This is a genomic window from Clostridium sp. 2218st1_F5_2218SCRN_220325 (assembly GCF_039062665.1).
GTDB lineage: Bacteria > Bacillota > Clostridia > Peptostreptococcales > Peptostreptococcaceae > Intestinibacter.
The window spans coordinates 16,451-34,762 of record NZ_JBCLNH010000001.1; the positions used below are offsets into that span (position 1 = coordinate 16,451).

Annotated in this window: 17 protein-coding genes; 1 reads left to right on the forward strand and 16 read right to left on the reverse strand. The window is 27.6% G+C overall.

Going from position 1 to position 18,312, the window contains the following annotated elements; all coding sequences use genetic code 11:
- Positions 1-2 precede the first annotated feature (2 nt).
- From ABCM86_RS00085 to ABCM86_RS00125, 9 genes are all read right to left on the reverse strand, one after another.
- Positions 3-2,222 carry an LTA synthase family protein gene (locus tag ABCM86_RS00085; RefSeq protein ID WP_343003186.1) on the reverse strand — a complete coding sequence of 740 codons (2,220 nt, stop codon included), beginning with the start codon at positions 2,220-2,222 and terminating at the stop codon, positions 3-5.
- Between the two features lie 96 nt (positions 2,223-2,318).
- Complete coding sequence (locus ABCM86_RS00090) at positions 2,319-3,860, reverse strand: ASKHA domain-containing protein (RefSeq protein ID WP_343003187.1); 1,542 nt, start codon at positions 3,858-3,860, stop codon at positions 2,319-2,321.
- A gap of 31 nt (positions 3,861-3,891) precedes the next feature.
- Positions 3,892-4,401 carry a VanZ family protein gene (locus tag ABCM86_RS00095; protein ID WP_343003188.1) on the reverse strand — a complete coding sequence of 170 codons (510 nt, stop codon included), beginning with the start codon at positions 4,399-4,401 and terminating at the stop codon, positions 3,892-3,894.
- Between the two features lie 218 nt (positions 4,402-4,619).
- Complete coding sequence (locus ABCM86_RS00100) at positions 4,620-5,201, reverse strand: ethanolamine ammonia-lyase reactivating factor EutA (RefSeq protein ID WP_295677512.1); 582 nt, start codon at positions 5,199-5,201, stop codon at positions 4,620-4,622.
- Between the two features lie 220 nt (positions 5,202-5,421).
- On the reverse strand, positions 5,422-5,706 hold the full coding sequence (locus ABCM86_RS00105; protein WP_295762054.1) for a hypothetical protein: 285 nt from the start codon (positions 5,704-5,706) through the stop codon (positions 5,422-5,424).
- Positions 5,707-5,876: 170 nt separating this feature from the next.
- The gene (locus tag ABCM86_RS00110) at positions 5,877-6,851 is read right to left on the reverse strand and encodes a DMT family transporter (protein ID WP_295677513.1); all 975 of its coding nucleotides are present in this window, start codon (positions 6,849-6,851) and stop codon (positions 5,877-5,879) included.
- 131 nt (positions 6,852-6,982) lie between these two features.
- Positions 6,983-8,167, reverse strand: a complete 1,185-nt coding sequence (locus ABCM86_RS00115) for a PucR family transcriptional regulator (protein ID WP_295762048.1) — start codon at positions 8,165-8,167, stop codon at positions 6,983-6,985.
- A gap of 128 nt (positions 8,168-8,295) precedes the next feature.
- Positions 8,296-9,411, reverse strand: a complete 1,116-nt coding sequence (gcvT, locus tag ABCM86_RS00120; protein WP_343003189.1) for a glycine cleavage system aminomethyltransferase GcvT — start codon at positions 9,409-9,411, stop codon at positions 8,296-8,298.
- Positions 9,412-9,895: 484 nt separating this feature from the next.
- Positions 9,896-10,657 carry a YoaK family protein gene (locus ABCM86_RS00125; RefSeq protein ID WP_195930737.1) on the reverse strand — a complete coding sequence of 254 codons (762 nt, stop codon included), beginning with the start codon at positions 10,655-10,657 and terminating at the stop codon, positions 9,896-9,898.
- A gap of 254 nt (positions 10,658-10,911) precedes the next feature.
- On the opposite strand from ABCM86_RS00125, the gene ABCM86_RS00130 reads away from it, so the two are divergent.
- A complete protein-coding gene (locus ABCM86_RS00130) occupies positions 10,912-11,457 on the forward strand; it encodes a biotin transporter BioY (RefSeq protein ID WP_195930736.1) in 546 nt (181 codons plus the stop codon).
- 122 nt (positions 11,458-11,579) lie between these two features.
- Here the strand turns inward: ABCM86_RS00130 and ABCM86_RS00135 are convergent, their stop codons facing one another.
- From ABCM86_RS00135 to ABCM86_RS00165, 7 genes are all read right to left on the reverse strand, one after another.
- Positions 11,580-12,941 (reverse strand): leucine-rich repeat domain-containing protein, encoded by a 1,362-nt coding sequence (locus ABCM86_RS00135; protein WP_343003190.1) that lies wholly within the window; start codon positions 12,939-12,941, stop codon positions 11,580-11,582.
- Between the two features lie 286 nt (positions 12,942-13,227).
- Entirely contained in the window at positions 13,228-13,884 is a 657-nt protein-coding gene (gene phoU, locus ABCM86_RS00140) for a phosphate signaling complex protein PhoU (protein ID WP_195930734.1), read from the reverse strand.
- Positions 13,885-13,936: 52 nt separating this feature from the next.
- A complete protein-coding gene (gene pstB, locus ABCM86_RS00145; RefSeq protein ID WP_195930733.1) occupies positions 13,937-14,701 on the reverse strand; it encodes a phosphate ABC transporter ATP-binding protein PstB in 765 nt (254 codons plus the stop codon).
- 86 nt (positions 14,702-14,787) lie between these two features.
- Positions 14,788-15,630 carry a phosphate ABC transporter permease PstA gene (pstA, locus tag ABCM86_RS00150; protein WP_343003191.1) on the reverse strand — a complete coding sequence of 281 codons (843 nt, stop codon included), beginning with the start codon at positions 15,628-15,630 and terminating at the stop codon, positions 14,788-14,790.
- The gene (gene pstC / locus ABCM86_RS00155) at positions 15,630-16,550 is read right to left on the reverse strand and encodes a phosphate ABC transporter permease subunit PstC (protein WP_195930731.1); all 921 of its coding nucleotides are present in this window, start codon (positions 16,548-16,550) and stop codon (positions 15,630-15,632) included. Before pstC ends, pstA begins: the two co-directional genes overlap by 1 nt.
- 85 nt (positions 16,551-16,635) lie before the next feature.
- Positions 16,636-17,481, reverse strand: coding sequence for a phosphate ABC transporter substrate-binding protein (locus ABCM86_RS00160; protein WP_295675456.1), 846 nt, complete (start codon positions 17,479-17,481; stop codon positions 16,636-16,638).
- 274 nt (positions 17,482-17,755) lie between these two features.
- The gene (locus ABCM86_RS00165; protein WP_295675455.1) at positions 17,756-18,286 is read right to left on the reverse strand and encodes a hypothetical protein; all 531 of its coding nucleotides are present in this window, start codon (positions 18,284-18,286) and stop codon (positions 17,756-17,758) included.
- Positions 18,287-18,312 lie beyond the last annotated feature (26 nt).

Consider the following 18,312-nt stretch of genomic DNA (forward strand, 5'->3'; position numbering starts at 1 on the left):
AATTACTCACTTAACTTAACTGTATTTGTAGTACTTAATGGAATATTGTGTAGCCCAATTTGTTTAACCACGATATTTTTTATATCTTTTGTATTATCTTCCCCGCAATACACTCTAAGTGTATTTTTATCTACATACATAGTACTTTTCTCTTTTCCATCAATAAATACAGTACTCTTTCTCGTGAAATTTTTCCCTTTTATACAGATTTGATTATCTTGTAATACTGCACTTTCAATTTTTATATCTTTTGTGCCCATTTTTAAATTGCTAGGTTTAATTTTTTCATCTTCATTTAAATAATAATCTTCTCCAAACAATATATCATATTGTATAAGTTCTAAATCTTTTTTATAGTCTTGTTTTGAACTCAGTGATTTGTGGACATTTTCCATAGGTCCTAAATCAACTCCTGCTAAAGAAAGCATTATTGTACTCATTTGATAAGCACTTATATCCCCACCTTTAAAATCAGTATTTAAATCAAAATTACTGTAAATAGCATATGGTGTAGTAGTTCTGTCCACATTTCCTCCATCTCTATTTAATAAATCTAGTGCAGGTGTATGATCCCCATAAAATACAACGATTGTATCTTCATCTAAAGAATCAACCAAGTCTATAACATCACCTATAAATTCATCACTTTCATGAATTTTATTTATATAGTAGTATATTTGATTTTGATCTGATTTTGAAAGACTGCTATTTACTACTTTAATAGGGAAATTGTATATATCTGAATTTGTCGGATAAGGACTATGTCCTTCAACAGATATTGTGAATACTAAATCCCTTTCTTTACTTGATTCTAAACATTCTTTTATATATTTTGTGAGCACTGTATCTTTTGCCCAATTAGTTTCAGTTCTCTCAACATTGTCCATATATTCAACAGATGTATATGTATCATATCCAAGCGAACTGTACGCCTTATTTCTATTGTAGAAATTACCTTGATTATTGTGGATTGCATGTGTCGAATAACCTTGTTTTTTTAGTGTTGATGCTACTGAATTTAAAGTTTCATGTCCTAAAATAGTGTAGTGCGGCACTTCCCCATCTGTTAAAAATTCTAAGTCTAATCCTGTCATTACTTCAAATTCTGTCCTAGCTGTTCCCCCTCCAATAGAAGGCGTCTTCATCTTTCCTGAAATACCATTTTTCTGTAGTTTTCTAAAATTAGGTATTGGATCTTTACTATACATAACTTTATCAATCGACATAGGGTCCATAAATCCTTCTAGCTGAACAAATAGTATATTTGGTTTATTTGATGAATTGTCGCTTATTTTTGTCAATTTGCTACTTGCTACAGCTGTCTCTTTATTAGTTTGAGTTTTTGAATCGACTTCTTTTCTTATCGCTACAATACTTTCTTGATTATAATTATCTGGTTTAAATCTTATAAATCTAATCCCCGACTCTAATGTTGAGTATACATATCCATTATATCTATATGTTTTAACCATATTTGCACTGTAGTATATCAAGGTCTTGCTATTAACAAGATTTATATAATATGAGTATGTACCTCTTATTAAAACTAATAAAATAATTATATTTGTATAACTTGTAATTCTAACTTCTCTTTTGTCTTTCATAAATAAAAATACAATAAAAGCTAAAAGCATTGCCACTATAATTACTATAAATATTAATTTATTCTGTCCTAAAAAATCTTTTGCCAACGATAAACCATCATTTATACAATAAATATCACTATATGCAAGAGGTATCCCTCTAAATATTGATACAAAATAATTACAAAGCGATAAAATCATTAAAATAGAACTCATTAATACAGTATAAAATACTTTTTTCTTTAGTAAAATTAATGGACTTAACAATAATAAAATAATTAAATAATCTAATATTAAACACCATATCTTGTCTGAAGGTATATCTAAAAATACATAAAACTTATCCCATATATACTTAATCAATGGTGTCATAATTAAAAATAATACAAATCCGCCTATATAATAATTTCTTTTATCTTTTTTAAATACAAATAATATCAAAAAAAGTATACCTAAAAGTATTCCTACTCCTATAAATATCGTACTATTTTGTATATAACCAAAACTTGTCGTCCCCATTGCCGACACAACTTCTGTAATTATAAAAATAATAAAAGATATATAGACCAAATATATTAATTCTTTCATCGAGCTTTTGTTTGGTTTAAACTTGGCTTTATCAAATTTGAAAAATTTCATCGCATTTCCCCTTATATCCTCATTTTTTACATTAATATTTTAGCACTAAATTCTACCATCTCAAATATTTTACTTAAAAAATAAAAGTGTTATATATTATAACAATCCTCTTTCAATTAGTTTTTGCTTTACAGTTGGATAATTATCTATATTTGTATGTGGTAAAAAGCTAGCAGCTCTCATTTTTTCTATAAAATCCTTTGCATCTTCTAAGCCGATATAATTTATCTTTTCAACAATATCATCTATTTCTGAGAGTAAGTTTCTATCCGTAAGTAACTTATATGCTCCTTTAAGTGATGAATTACCTGGGCATTCAAATTTTTCTCTAGGTAAATCAGGATACATCCCTATTGTAACAGCAGATTCTATATCTAAATGTACGCCAAAAGCACCTGCCACATAGAACTTATCCAAATCGTTTAATGTAAGTCCAACTTCTTCTAATAAAAAAGCTACCATAGTATGAGCTGCTGATTTTGTCTTTAAAAATTGATTTATATCGCTTTGAGTAAATATTAAAGATTCATGATTTTCACTTTCTTCTTTAGTTGCATATTCTACAGCTAATTGTGAGTTTACTTTTATTATGTTTTTTGAGGCATTTTCTTTTAACTCGCCCGAAAAATCTATCCATCCATTTAAAAACATCTCTGACAATAAATCAACTATTCCTGAGCCACATATTCCTAAAGGCTTTTTATTTTCTATAGTTGTATATTTTATATTATTGTCTACAATTTTAATTGTGTCGATTGCTCCTTCTTTCGCCCTCATCCCAAACTTGCTTATACCGCCTTCTAATGCTGGGCCTGCTGCTCCTGCAACAGCAACTAAAAACTCCTCATTTCCTATAACTAGCTCTCCATTTGTCCCTATATCTATAAATGCTGAAAGTTCTTTTTGTTTATATATTTCTGTAAACAATACACCACTTACAATATCGCCACCTAGATAATTTGCTACTGATGGAAAGCAATATAGATACCCATTTATAGGTATTCCAATTTCATCACAACTTATAAATCCAGTATGATTAAATATTGGTGTATAAGGCATTTGAAAAATTGTCCATGGATCTATATTTAATAAAAAATGTATCATAGTAGTATTACCTGCAACTGTCATAACGCTGATATCTTCGCTATTTATTTTACTTTTTTCAGTAATTATATCTATAAGCTCTGAAAAAGTATCTATTGTAGCCTTGTGAATTTCGTATAATTTTTCTTTAGAATTTCTAGTATAAAATATTCTATTTAAAATATCTTCTCCAAACGAAATCTGTTTATTAAAACAGCCCTCTTCTACTACTATATCGCCTGTGTTTAAGTCTACTAATCTCATAATTACAGTTGTACTTCCCAAATCTACACATAAACCGTAATTTTTGTCTGTTTTATCACCTTGTTCAATCCTTGTGACAACCCAATCATAAGTGCGTTTTACTAAAGTTACAGTTATTTCAAAATTAGATTCTCTACACTTTGGATATAAGTCTTTTGTTATTTTATAAGGCATATCTACATTTTTATATTTGATTTTTAACTTATCTAAAATCCTATCTCTATCACTTTTTATATCTTTGCTATTTGGCATATCTAGTTTTAAAAAAACTTTTTCACTTAGTGCTTTCATATACTTCATCCCCTGTTTATATATTTATTATCTAGATTATATCTTGATTTTTATCCCTTTTTATTTTATTTAATTTTTGTATTATCTTACTAAAAATAATAACTACAATTATACCAGTTAGAGCCCCACAGCTATCAATCATAACATCTCTAAATTCGCACGAACGCCCCGGTACAAAATACTGATGTAGTTCATCAGATGCAGCATATAAAGCTGATATTACAAGAGCTATTAAAAAATTGCTTTTTAATTTAAACTTATTTAATGATCTTAAGTTTGCAAAACAAAGTCCCCCTAATATCGCATATGCTGTAAAATGTGCTCCTTTTCTTACTATAAATTGTAACCCTTCTACTATGCTGTCTTGTGTTGCTTTATCAATTGATCTAAATTGAGAAAAAAACATACTAAGTATATTGTAAGTAAATCCTCCACTTATATTAGAAGATTGTGTAGAATTTTTAGCTGACATACTAAATATAAATGCCATCCAACAAAAAACAAGTATAGTTAAAGTAATTATTTTCCCTTTTTTCTTCATCTTTCCACCTTTCAAATACTGATTTTTATTGTATAAGTAAACTTTTATTTTCTATACAATGATAATAATTATTATATCATCTATTTTTAACTAAAAATAAACAAAACTTCTATATATTAAAAAAACTGAGAATTTCCAATGGTAAAATTCTCAGTGTTCATTTATTTTGATAATTTAATTATTTCAAGAAATTTATCTAACTATAGATTTTTTAATTTTCATGTATTTTTGCTATAGTTATTTATTTCTTGGCAGAGCAACATGCCTATATTTCCATCTTCAAATACATTTTTTTCATTTTTATTAAAAATATATTTTGCTGCTATTCCAGTAAATATTATTATACTTGGTGAAAAATCTTCTTCAAAAGATTTTCTACCGTTTATGACCATTTTTGAAAATCCCCAAGAGTAATCACTCAGATGGATTGTTGTAATCATTATATCTGCTAATATTTTGCAAAGTCCTCTTATCTTTTCTACATCTGTAGTTTCCCCTTCATTGAGATCTATGCTATATAGTCTAGCTAAATCTCTAATATTGTTATCTACATAAGTAATTTTATTGCTACTTGAGTCAATTTTGACTTGTTCTTTTCCAATATTAAGACTTATAGTTCCTTTAGATTCCCCATTTTCATAACGACAAACAGTAGTAATATCGTCTTTTATGTTAATTCTGGCAATAGAAGTCTGTTTGTCATTTGATAAATCTACAGTATCTATACTTCTGTCATCTGATACAAGAAATCTTGAACCTTCTTCCTTATCAATAACTATACTGACAAACTTGTTATTCATAATTTTTCCCCCTAAACATAAATAGACATCCTAAAATACTAAGATGCCCCATTGCAATACTAATTTAGAACTTAATTTTAAAATATAAACATTATAACTCTTTTATTTTATGCTTTTATCTTAGTTAATTTTTGAAATTATGTCAATTTTATAGTCTTATTATTTTATAATATTTTTCTTTTATGTATACAATATGCTATATAAATCTTCCCTCTTTATACTACTCGCCCTTGAATTTGAACTTAAATTTTTTGGCCTTCATCTTATTTTTAAACTTAGATTTTTTAACCTTTATCTTTTGTTTATTTTTATATTTTAACTTTTTAACTTTAAATTTTCTTTTATTTTTATATTTAGATTTTTTTCTTTTTGTCTTTTGTACTTCTTTTATTCTAGTTGTTTTTTCTTCTTCATCTTCTAAAACTCTAATTGCACCGTATGTAATAATAGCAGTCAAAGCTATCTTCTTTCCTGTATCTAAAGTCTTTTCTATTATACTTTTCATGACAAAACCTCTTTATATTATTAATTTGCAAAATTATTTTTCTTTTTTATTTATAGTCTTATTTTTATTATTTTAAACTCATATTTTTCATTATATCAAATTTTTTACTTGAAAGGTGTTTAACAGAAAAAATCCCCTAAAATTAGGGGGTTTTTATATCCATATAGATTTTAGATTGACGTTTTAGAGCGCTGTATCTCAGCATTAAAGTACTCTTTTTTAGATTTATCTTTATATTTTCCTGTATCTAATTTTTTTATACTTATTTTATTTGTTATAAAACTCAATTTAGTTTCACAAACTATTATTCCAATAAAAATAACTATAAATCCAATCAACAATTTTGTTGTAATTACTTCATTATAAAATGCTATTGATATAATTACTCCAAACACTGACTCTAAACTTAGAATTATTGATGCTGATGTAGAATTTATATGCTTTAATCCAATAACTTGCATCAGCAGACATAACGCTGTTGCAAATACACCTAAATAAACAACTCCCATAACAGCTCTAATATTATAAGCTTGTGGTATATCACCTTTTATTATTACAATTAGCCAACTTAAAATTGCTACTACTGCTATTTGTAAAAATGCAAGAACCTTCACATCTGCACTTTCTTTGCTTGAAAACTCTGATGTAAACATTATATTTACAGCATAGAAAAACGTCGAAACTAAGATTATTCCATCACCAAGTGTTATTGTTGCATTTTTTTCAACAGATACAAGCGCAACACCGATAACACATAAAATAGCTGCAATCACACTATATTTATCAGGTGTTTTTTTGAATACTGCCCAAGATAAAAACGGCACCATTACACAAAATGTCGCTGATAAAAATGCGCATTTTCCCGCGCTTGAGCCATACTCCATGCCTAAAACTTGTAGATAATATCCTCCAAATAGCGAAATTCCCATTAAAATTCCGCCTTTTAATTCAGTTTTATTTATATTTTTTATCTTTTTAAAATATATAACAAGTAAAATAAGTGTCGCTATTGTAAATCTACCTGCATTTATAAATCCTGATGTCATAGTATTTGTAGCATCTTTAATTACTACAAAAGTACTTCCCCAAATAATTGCGCACAGTATTAAACATAGTTTGTAAAATACTTCTTTATTATTTTTCAATATAATCACCTTCCTACATATTTATGTCACAAAATAATTATATAAAAATAATAATTTAAAATAATTGTATAATATTAAAAATTATGATGTTTTTTTTGTAAAATTTACAAATATAAAATTTAAATAAAAATCTATATATTTTGATATATCATATATAATTTTATTCCTATTGAAAGTTCTTCATAAAATTCAAACTCCGACTTATCTATATTTAATATTTCTTTTACTTTATTTATTCTATATCTTACAGTATTGCTATGTAGATTCATTATTTTTGAAGTTTGTTTGATATTACCGCCAGATTGTATATATTTTATAGATGTCTGAAGTAGTTCTGTATTGTATTTTTTATCATATTGATTTATCTTTCCAACAATATCTGAATTAAAATTCGCCATATATCCTTGTTCATAAGAAGGCATTAGTAGCTTATAAACTCCTATTTCATAATAATATTTTTTATTTACTTCTTCTATAGATGATACCCTCATGGCGTACATTGCCTCTTTTAGGGCAAAATTAAACTCATCTATATATGTATGGAAATTGCTGATACCAACATAATAATCATCTAAATTAAAAAATAAACTACACATCATCATATCGACAAGCTTTTCAAATTGTATCGTTCTCTTATCTCTATGATTATCTTCAAAAGTATATATAATAAATATACATCCATGGTATCTATAAGCAGCATGACTTGAACCTAAATCCTTATTTAATATATTTACTATATCTGCTAGTGAATTTTCGTCTATATATTTTTTAGGTTTTATACAAAGACAAAATACATTATCTTTGAAAGATATATTAAAGTCTTTCGCCATATTTTTCACACTAGACTTATCTAAATCTTCTTTTAATAAAATCGCGATTTTCGCTTCTTGATATTTAAGACTATTTTTTTCTTTATTTTTATCATAAATCTCTGTAACTATGTCTTCATAATAAGAACCTTTTTTATCAAACATAAAAATAGGAAAATCCATTTGATTTGCATATTTTATAACTTCTTCTGGTAATTCATCATAATATATATTTTTTATAGCAAGTCCGCTTACTCCATCTGATATTAATCCTTTTACACTCTCTAATATTAAACTTTGATCATCTTTTGCATATATAAGACTACTTATAACAAAGTCCTCTTTTTCAAAGTAAGTCTGGATTGGCTTATCAAATAAACTACTTTCATATTCATAGTCAAGTATAGACGCCCTTTGAATTTCCCTATCAAGACCTCTATATCCGGCAACTAAGTCAAAATCTTTAAAAGTCGGAAGTTTCATTGCTTCCAATATAGTAATCGCCATAAATCCCCCTCCTATTAAAATGTTTTATACTATTATAGATTAAATTTTGTAAAAAGAAAACAACCCCCAAAATGGAGGTTGTACTCTATATAATTAAAATCTAGCTTATCTATTTATAGCTTAATTTATTATCTATTTTTCCAAGTTAAGATAGGTTTCTTAACTGCTCTAGCATCGTCAACTCTCTTAATTATTGTATTATGAGGAGCAGTTTTTAATAATTCTGGATTTTCTTCAGCTTCTTTTGCTATTTGTTTCATGGCATCTATAAATTTATCTAAAGTTGGAGATTTTAGTCCAGTAGTTACAAAACCTACTACTTCACCATCTATCTCTACATCATATCCCCCTCTTACCATTCCTTTTCCTGTCAACTCAAACGCTACTAGTTTTCTAGCATTTCCACTTTCTTTTAATGCTTTAAGACTATCTTTTCCAATAAAATCATCTTTATCTAATTTAACAAATATTGATAATCCTGCTTCTAAAGGGGGGATTTCTTCGCTTATTTCATGTCCATAAAGCGGAAGATTTACTTCTGATCTTAAAGTATCTCTAGCTCCAAGTCCTGCTGGAACTACTCTTTCTTTTCCTTCTTCTAATATAGCATTCCATATTTTTTGTGCTACATTTTTATCACAATATATTTCAAATCCATCTTCACCTGTATATCCAGTTCTAGATACTATACAAGGATCTCCACAAACATCTACATTTTGTTTAAATTTATAAAACTCTATTTGTGATAAATCTTGATTTGTTAATTTGCTTAATATTTCTTCTGCTAAAGGTCCTTGCAATGCCAATTGTGCAACTTTATCAGATATATTTTTTGTCTCTACATTAAATTTTTTGCTATTTTCAACTATCCACTCATAATCTTTGTCTATATTTCCTGCATTTATAATTAGTAAATAATCATTTTGCCCTCTCTTATATACTAATAAATCATCTACTGTTGTCCCATTTTCATAACACATCGGAGAATATAAAATTTCATCAGCCTTCAAGTTTGATACATCATTAGTAATTAAATACTGTATAAACTGTTGAGCTTCATCTCCCCTTACTTCTACTTCTCCCATGTGAGATACATCAAATAAACCTGCACTTTTTCTTACATGCTCATGTTCTTTAACTGCACTAGTATACTCCAATGGCATTTCCCATCCTGCAAATTCAAACATTTTTGCATTTAGCTTTTCATGCACATCAAATAAACATGTTCTTTTTAATTCATCCATAATGAACCCCCTATATTTTTAGTTGTTTAAAAAATGAGTATTTACTTCTCGGTAGTTTTTTTATGATATTCTCTTGAGACACTTCAAGAACTTATGAATTTTTGTCATTGAAAAATAAATAAATTTTTGCTTTTAGAAATTGTATTTTTTATATTTCTTATTTTAATTAAACAATATATTTTTTACAGAAAATTGTCAATATTCAAAGTCTTTTTTTTTACATAATGTTGTATTTTTATCTAAAAATTCGACTTTACGAATATTTTTTTATTTTTCAAACAAAAAAACAAGACATAATCAGTATGCCTTGTTTAAAAAGGAGTAACATTGAAAAATCATCTAGATTATAAACTGAATTTGTACCAGCTTATATTTTCAAGTAAATTTTTACTTAAACTAACTAAATTTCTATATTTAAAATATAATATAAAAATATTAACTTAACCTTACCTAAATATTAAGTTTTCATTAATAAAGTTATATATTAATTTTTCATATGTTTTAACTCTTCTATTTCAGTATCTATTTCTTCTTCCTCAACTTCATCTTCTTGCTCTAATTCTTTTAAAATATACTTCTCTATATTTCTAAACATAAATATGAATACGACAAATAAAATTGCACTAGCAACTAAAACTGCTTTTTCCCAATATATATTTGTTAAAATACCTCCCATAGATGCTCCTATAATAAAAAATATAACTACACCATATGCTTGAGCACTTACTCGCATTTTACTTTTGTCTTTTTCTACTACTAACTTAAATATCTGCTCTGTAGCAGTTCTTAAATTTCCAGTACACATAGTAGTTGCTAGAGCTGTTCCATTTACCTTTCTGAATGCCTCAACCTGCATTGCACAAATAAATGAAATAGATATATTTACTATAACATCATATTTTCCCATTGGAATAAATGCCATTATAGTAAGTACTATAATTTCTGCTCCTATTACAATTTGTCTCCAGTGGATATAAGTCCGTCTAGGCTTTATTCTTCTTTTTATAATTTCTGTTAGTATTACACCTAGCATAAATGCTATAACAGGTACAAAATGATATATGATTCCTTTAAAATTGTATTTTGATAGAGCTAACCCTACTAATACTATATTTCCTGTTTGAGCATTTGCGAAAACTTCTCCTCTACATATGTAAGTATATGCATCTAAAAAACCTCCAACTAAAGCTAATAACGCTGCCAATCTAAACGATTCTGACATATGTTTTTTATGCGCAACATCCATACACATTATCCCTCCAATATTACTTTTCTCTATTTAAGTATATCACAATGTATTTTTCAAAAGGGCGCTGAAATATTTTTATTAATTTTTTCCAATATTTTATTGAAATTTTTTTATCACAGTGCTAAATTAATGTTAACCTATCTATTTTTGAAGTTGACATTAATTTTAAATTAATAGATTTTAGGTAATATACTACAGAAAATTTTTTTATGAAAGAGATTTTTATGTAGATTTTAAAGGGGGATAATTTTATGAAACTTTCAACAAGACAAATTATTTTATGCGGATTATTTGCAGCATTAATATCTATATTAGCTCAAATATCTATTCCACTTCCATTTACCACTGTTCCATTTACACTACAAATATTCGGTATTGCTATAACTGGACTCATTTTAGGATCTAAATGTGGATTTATATCTACTTTAATTTACTTAATATTAGGTGCAATAGGAATACCAGTATTCGCTAACTTTGCAGGGGGTATAAGTGTTTTATTTGGCCCAACAGGTGGATTTCTATTAGGGTATCCTCTAATGGCATTTATTATAGGTTATGCTAAAGAAAAATTCAATTCAAATTTTATAACTTCTATAAGTATGATTTTAGGTTTAGCGATAGTTTATACTCTAGGTACTATTATGTTCTCATTTATTACAGGAAATACAATACTCCAAAGTTTAATTTACTGTGTAGTTCCATTTATCGCAGTCGATATATTAAAACTAATTTTAGCTTACATAATAGGTGAAACAGTATGTAAGAGAGTTTTTTCAAGTTTAAATATAGCTAAATAATTATATATTATAAAAAGGTGGATAAACTCTCACAAAAGTATTTATCCACCTTTTAGTATATTGATTAAATTTTAGTTTTATTTTATAAAGTTAATTGATATAATGTATTTTTGAAGTAAGTCTTAGTCTATATTGAAGTTATATTCTTTTGTTTCATTTATATCGTCATTATTTTTAGAAATAACAACTATTCCACTAACTTCTTTAAGCTCACTTAATGAGTTTATTTTTTTGCAATAAGTAAATCCTTTTGCCTTTTTACCTGCTGGAATTTCTTCATTTAAATTAAATTTGTCAGTATATTCTCCAATAGTTATATATTTAGTAGATACTTTTATTGGTGATTTTGATTTATTTTCTATTTCATAAACATATCCTACAAAGTCTGCTACTGAAGAATTTTTCTTAGCATTTATTTCTTTTCCATCAATTATTTTTTTATTAGATTTACCTTTTATCTCTATCTTGCAATCTTGATTGTCTAGTATTATAACTGGTTCATCAAATACTATATTATTTTTTAAATATCTTTTATTTTTTATTATTGCTCTTAATTTATATATTAAGAATATTATTCCTGCTGTTAAAACAAGCCCCAAAATTATTTTTATATAATCCCATGCTGTATAAATAGTCTTAAAATGAATACTATTTTCAGTTGCATAAGTCTTAACTTTAGTATTATTGTATCCTGTTATAGTTAAGTTTGTACAATTTTCAAATGCATAATCGCCTATTTCTGTGACATTCTTTGATAATTCTAGATTTTCTAATCCAACACAGTAGTAAAATGCTGCCTCTCCTATACTTGTAACTCCCTCTGGTATATTTACATCTTTTAGAGATGTACAAGCATAAAATGCATATCCATCTATTGATGTTACTTTGCTTGGTATTTCAATTTTAGTTAAATTGCTACAACTTGCAAATAATCCATAACTTATTGTTTTTATCTTACTCGGAAGATTTATCGTATTAAGAGCTGTACAATTTGCAAATGCTCCTTCACCTATGCTTGTAACACTTTCTGGTATGCTTACTGTTTCAAGTGAAGTACAGTTATAAAATGCATATAAATCTATAGTTTTTACACTATCTGGTATTGTTACATTTATTATTTCTTCATTACCGTCGAATGCATTTTCTCCGATTTTAGTTACTTTATGACCATCTATTTTACTTGGTATTTCTAAATCACTTTCTTTACCTTCATAGCCCTTAATCGTAACTTCATCTTCTTCTAATATGTACTTAAATCCATCTTTTGTTGTAAGGGTGTTTTCATCTTTTTCTGAGTCTTGTGTAGATTCTTCAGTTGTAGTTGAATCATCTGTAGCTGAATCATCTGATGTTGTTGAGTCCTCACTATTACTTTGCTCAGTTGTCGTTTGTGTTGTATTATCCTCTGTATCTGCAAATGAGGTATTAACTCCATTTAAATTGCTTATAGCCAATATAAATGTCAACGCTAATAATACTGTCATGCTTTTTTTTAAAAACGTTTTTCATATTAATTCTCCTTTTTTTATTTTCTGATTATATATTAATCTAGAAAACTTAACTAAACCTTTATTTTGAATTAATATTTTATTCTATTTATCGCATTAATTCGACAATATATTTTTTATATTAAAACACAGAATTGCCGATACACTTAAATGTATATCGGCAACCTGTTTACATATATATTTTGTTGGTTAAAAGAATATAATCGTATATACAATATTTAACTGTAATATACTACTCATACCTTAATTATAATACCTATCGCTATCCAATTTCAATCATTTTACCATTTCTTGCATATATTATTTTTTCGCATATATTAGTAATATGATCTCCTATTCTCTCTAAATATCTAGCTGTAAATACAAGCTTAACTCCTTGAGTTATATTCTTTTCTGGATTTTCATGCATAACTTTTAGACAATCTTCTCTCACTTTATAATAAAGTATATCTATTTCTTTATCCATAAGTGCTACTTTATAAGATAAGTCAGCATCTTGATTTAAAAAAGCTGATTTTATACCTTCTATCATATCCAAGCAATATTGTGCCATTTTAGGTATATCGATTAATTCTTTTATATAATCTTCTCCAGCAATTGATACAACTTCTGATGCTATATTTTCAGCATAATCACCTATTCTCTCTAATTCTGCTGATATATCGGCTAAAGCGTATATTTCTCTTAAATCTCTTGCCATAGGTTGTTTTAATGCCATTAATTCTATACTTCTATCTCTTATATATTCTCTTAATATATCTATATCGTCATCATCATCAATAACTTTTTTAGCTAATTCTATGTCTTTTGTAAGCATACTTTTAATAGATAAATCAATAGCTTTTTCACATTTATCCATCATTCTAATTATATATTCTTTTAATGTATTTATACTCATTTCTAAATTTGTACTCGCCATTTTTCTCTCCCCATAACATAGTTTTTTATATTTAATTTCGATTTATTAAATTCTAACCAAATCTTCCTGTTATATAGTCCTCTGTTCTTTTATCATGAGGAACTGTAAATATATCTTTAGTATTGTTAAATTCTATTAATTCCCCATTTAAGAAGAATCCTGTTTTGTCAGATATACGAGCTGCTTGTTGCATATTATGAGTTACAATTACTATAGTGTATTTACTTTTTAATGTAGCCATTAAATCTTCTACTTTTGATGTTGAAATTGGATCTAGAGCTGATGTCGGTTCATCCATCAATATAACATCAGGTTTCATAGCTATAGTTCTCGCTATACATACACGTTGTTGTTGCCCTCCTGATAAACCTAGGGCTGGCGATTTTAATCTATCTTTTACCTCATCCCAAATTGCAGCCCCTCTTAGGCTTTCCTCAACTATTTTATCTAATTGTTTTTTGTCTTTTATTCCTTGATTTTTTGGACCATAAGCAACATTATCATATATACTCATTGGAAATAAATTAGCCTTTTGAAATACCATTCCTACTCTTGTTCTAAGATTTATAACATCATTAGTTGTAAGTATTTCCTCGTCTTCAAGATAGATTTTTCCGTTTATTTTTACACTATCAATTAAATCATTCATTCTATTTAAACATCTTAAAAATGTTGATTTTCCACATCCAGAAGGTCCTATTAATGCTGTTACTTCGTTTTCTTTTATCTCCATATTAATATCTTTTAACGCTTGTTTTTCGCCATAATATAAATCTAAATCGTTAACTCTTATCTTAGTTCTATTTTCTGAATCCATATTACCAATCTCCTTATTTAAAAAATCTTAATTACTAATCTATATAAAAATATTTAGTTTAAATTCTTCTCTCAATCTCAATTAATTTAATAATTTGCTTTGTTTAACTTTTTAGCTACTAATTTTGCTATAGTATTTAATCCAAATACTATTACAATTAAAACTATACCAACACCACATGCTGTTTGGATATCTCCAGTTTCCTTAGTCAATAAATACGCATGAACTGTAAGTGTTCTCGCACTATCAAATACAGTAAGCGGCATTTTCGCTACTGTTCCTGCTGTTAATAAAATAGCTGCTGATTCTCCAATTACACGCCCTATTGATAAAATAACCCCTGAAAGTATTCCAGGTATTGCACTTGGCAATATAACTTTATAAAGTGTTTGAAACTTTGTAGCTCCAAGACCTAGTGACGCTTCTCTATAAGTACTTGGTACTGTTTTTAGAGCTTCTTCTGTTGAACGGATTATTGTTGGAAGTATGATAATTGCTACAGTTAAACCACCTGATAATATGGAATATTGAAGTTTTAGTGCTACTACAAAGAATATCCCACCAAATAATCCATATACTATTGATGGTATTCCTGCTAAACATTCTGTTGCAAATCTTATTACTCTTACGACTTTGCCTTGTTTAGCATATTCTTGTAAATAAACTGCTGCTAATATTCCAATTGGTGTAGCTACTAATATTGCAACTAAAACCATATATACTGTTGTTATAATCATTGGTAAAATTCCGCCATTTCCACTAGCTGAGTAATCAGCAAATAAAAAACTAAGATTTATTTTTCCTATCCCCTTTATAAATATAAAACCTACTATCACTAGTAATAGACCTACTGTTATAATTGCTGATAAATACACTAGTGAAATCAATAGTCTATCTTTTGTTTTTCTAGACTTCAAATTATTTTCCATTATCTATCAACTCCTTTAGAAGTTAATTTAGTCAAAACTAAATTTATGATTATTATAAATATGAATAATACAACACCTGTTGCAAATAACATATTTTGATGTGTTCCTGCTGCATAACCCATTTCAAGGGCTATATTTGTTGTAAGTGGTCTTGCACTATCAAGTAGTGATGTCGGCATTGCTGTTGAATTTCCTGCAACTAAAATTACTGCCATTGTTTCACCTAATGCTCTACCTATTCCTAAAATTACTCCAGCTAATATTCCTGATTTTGCAGCTGGGACTGTAACCTTAAATATAGTTTCTATTTTTGATGCACCTAAAGCTAAAGATCCTTCTTTGTATGATTTTGGTACTGCCCTAATAGATGTTTCTGATAATGATATTATTGTTGGAAGCATCATTATAGCTAAAACTATAATTACTGCTAATAGACTTTGACCTTTTGGAAGGTTTAATACTGTTTGTATTGCTGGTACGATTACTGCTAGACCAAATATACCGTAAAGTACTGATGGTATACCTGCTAAAAGTTCTACTGCTGTTGAAATTATCTTTGCATATTTCTTTGGACATATCTCAGCTATAAATATTGCTGATAATATACCTATTGGAACTCCAATTATTAAAGCACCTATTGTCGCCACCATTGATGTAACTATCATAGAACCTATTCCAAATTGTTTAGAGCTTGGTAACCACTCTGTTCCAAATATAAAATCTATAAATGAATATCCTTCTGATACAAATGGAATTAAGCCTTTATAAAACACAAATCCTATTATAAGTAGCAAACTTACTACTGCCATAAGGGCACTTATCATAAATATTTTTTCTGTTATAAATTCAAGTACATATTTGCTTTTATTTTTATTAGATGAACTACTTTCTTTTACATTAATTGATTCTGTCTTTTCCAATCTAAGTTCCTCCTTTTTAAAATGCTAGGCTATCTCAATGAGACAGCCCAGCTAAAACTTTCTTGAATATCTATGATATCTTTATCTATTTTTGGTTAACACTCATAAATCCTTGTTTTTCTATAGTTTTTTGACCTGCATCACTTAATATATAATCTATAAAAGATTTTGCATCTCCACTTGCTTCACCTTTAGTAACTAATAAGAAAGGTCTTGATATTGGATATTTATCGTTATAAACATTTTCTTCTTTTGGTTCTACACCACCTATTTTAACTGCATTTATAGAGTCATCTAAATATCCAAATGATATATATCCTATTGCATTTTCATTTCCTTGTACAGTTGTTTTTATATTTCCTGATCCATCAGATATTTGTGCATTTGAAGTTAAATCTTTTGATTCAAATCCAACAATTTCTTGGAAACCATCTCTAGTACCTGAACCATCTTCTCTTGAAACAACTACTATTTCTGCGTCAGCTCCACCAACTTCTTTCCAGTTAGTTATTTTTCCTGTATATATATCTTTTACTTGTTGTAATGTTAAATCTTTTACTTTATTTGCTGAATTTGTTATAACTGCTATACCGTCTATTGCTATTTGGTATTCTTTTAGTTCTGATTTTTCTTCATCTTTTAAATCTCTTGATGACATTCCTATTTGTGAAGTTCCATCGATTGTATTTGTTATACCTGCTGATGAACCTACTTGTTGAACTTCTATTGTTGTTCCTTTGTTTGCTTTTTGATAATCTTCTGCTAAAATTTCCATTGTTGGTCCTACTGAAGTTGAACCTGATATTGTGATTTTGCTTGAATCACTACTTCCTGAACCTGAATTTGATGCTCCTCCTGCACTACACCCTACAAGTGAGCCTACTAGTAAAGTCCCTGTTAAAATTGCCACTAATCTTTTTTTGTTAAACATCTTTCTTCCTCCAATATGTTTTAAAATTTTATTTTTAATAACCTTATAATGTTCTTTCTTATGCGCTTTAAAGCTTGCGGCTTGGCAACTTATCTTTATCTTTCTGCCTCCCCTTTACACTTTATATAGTACATAACACGTCTTAAGCGTTTATTAAGTATAAGTTATTATAAAGTTAAGTATGTTAATTTAATGTTAATCTGAAAACTAAAAAAAGAGCCACTAATTTTATAAAAATCAGCGACTCTAAGAACTATAAGTACCATTTGTTCAATTATTTTGCATCTACTAAACCTATATCAAAAGTTATTGTTCCGCTGTAGTCACCTGTTGTTGAAGAAGGTAATTCTACTGGTAAAACTTTATCAGTAACTTCTCCATCTTTAGTAAATGATGCTACTTCTACTCCATTAACTTGGTTTTGTTGTCCATTTGTTTCTATAACTGTTCCATCTTCTTTTACTATTTGATATCTCATAACTGCTATTGTTTCAGAATTTGTTAATACCATTTGATTTCTAAAATAGCTTGTTCCTGCTATTGATACAGATACTTTTTGTCCATCTAAGTAATTAACATTTGATGCTTTAATTGTCATATCAGATCCGTCTTTAGCTATTTTTATTTTAGCTGGAATTTCAACAGTATAAGTTGGATCATTTTTTATAGTGTATTCAAGTTCTGTTGATTGAGACTCAGCATTTGCTGTCACCATCATAGTTGAGCAAATTGCTAAAGTAGATAATAATAATGCTGTTTTTCTTCTTTTAATAATTATTCCTCCAAATATTTTTTGTATTGTCAAAAATACTTACTATATTTTTGATCAAC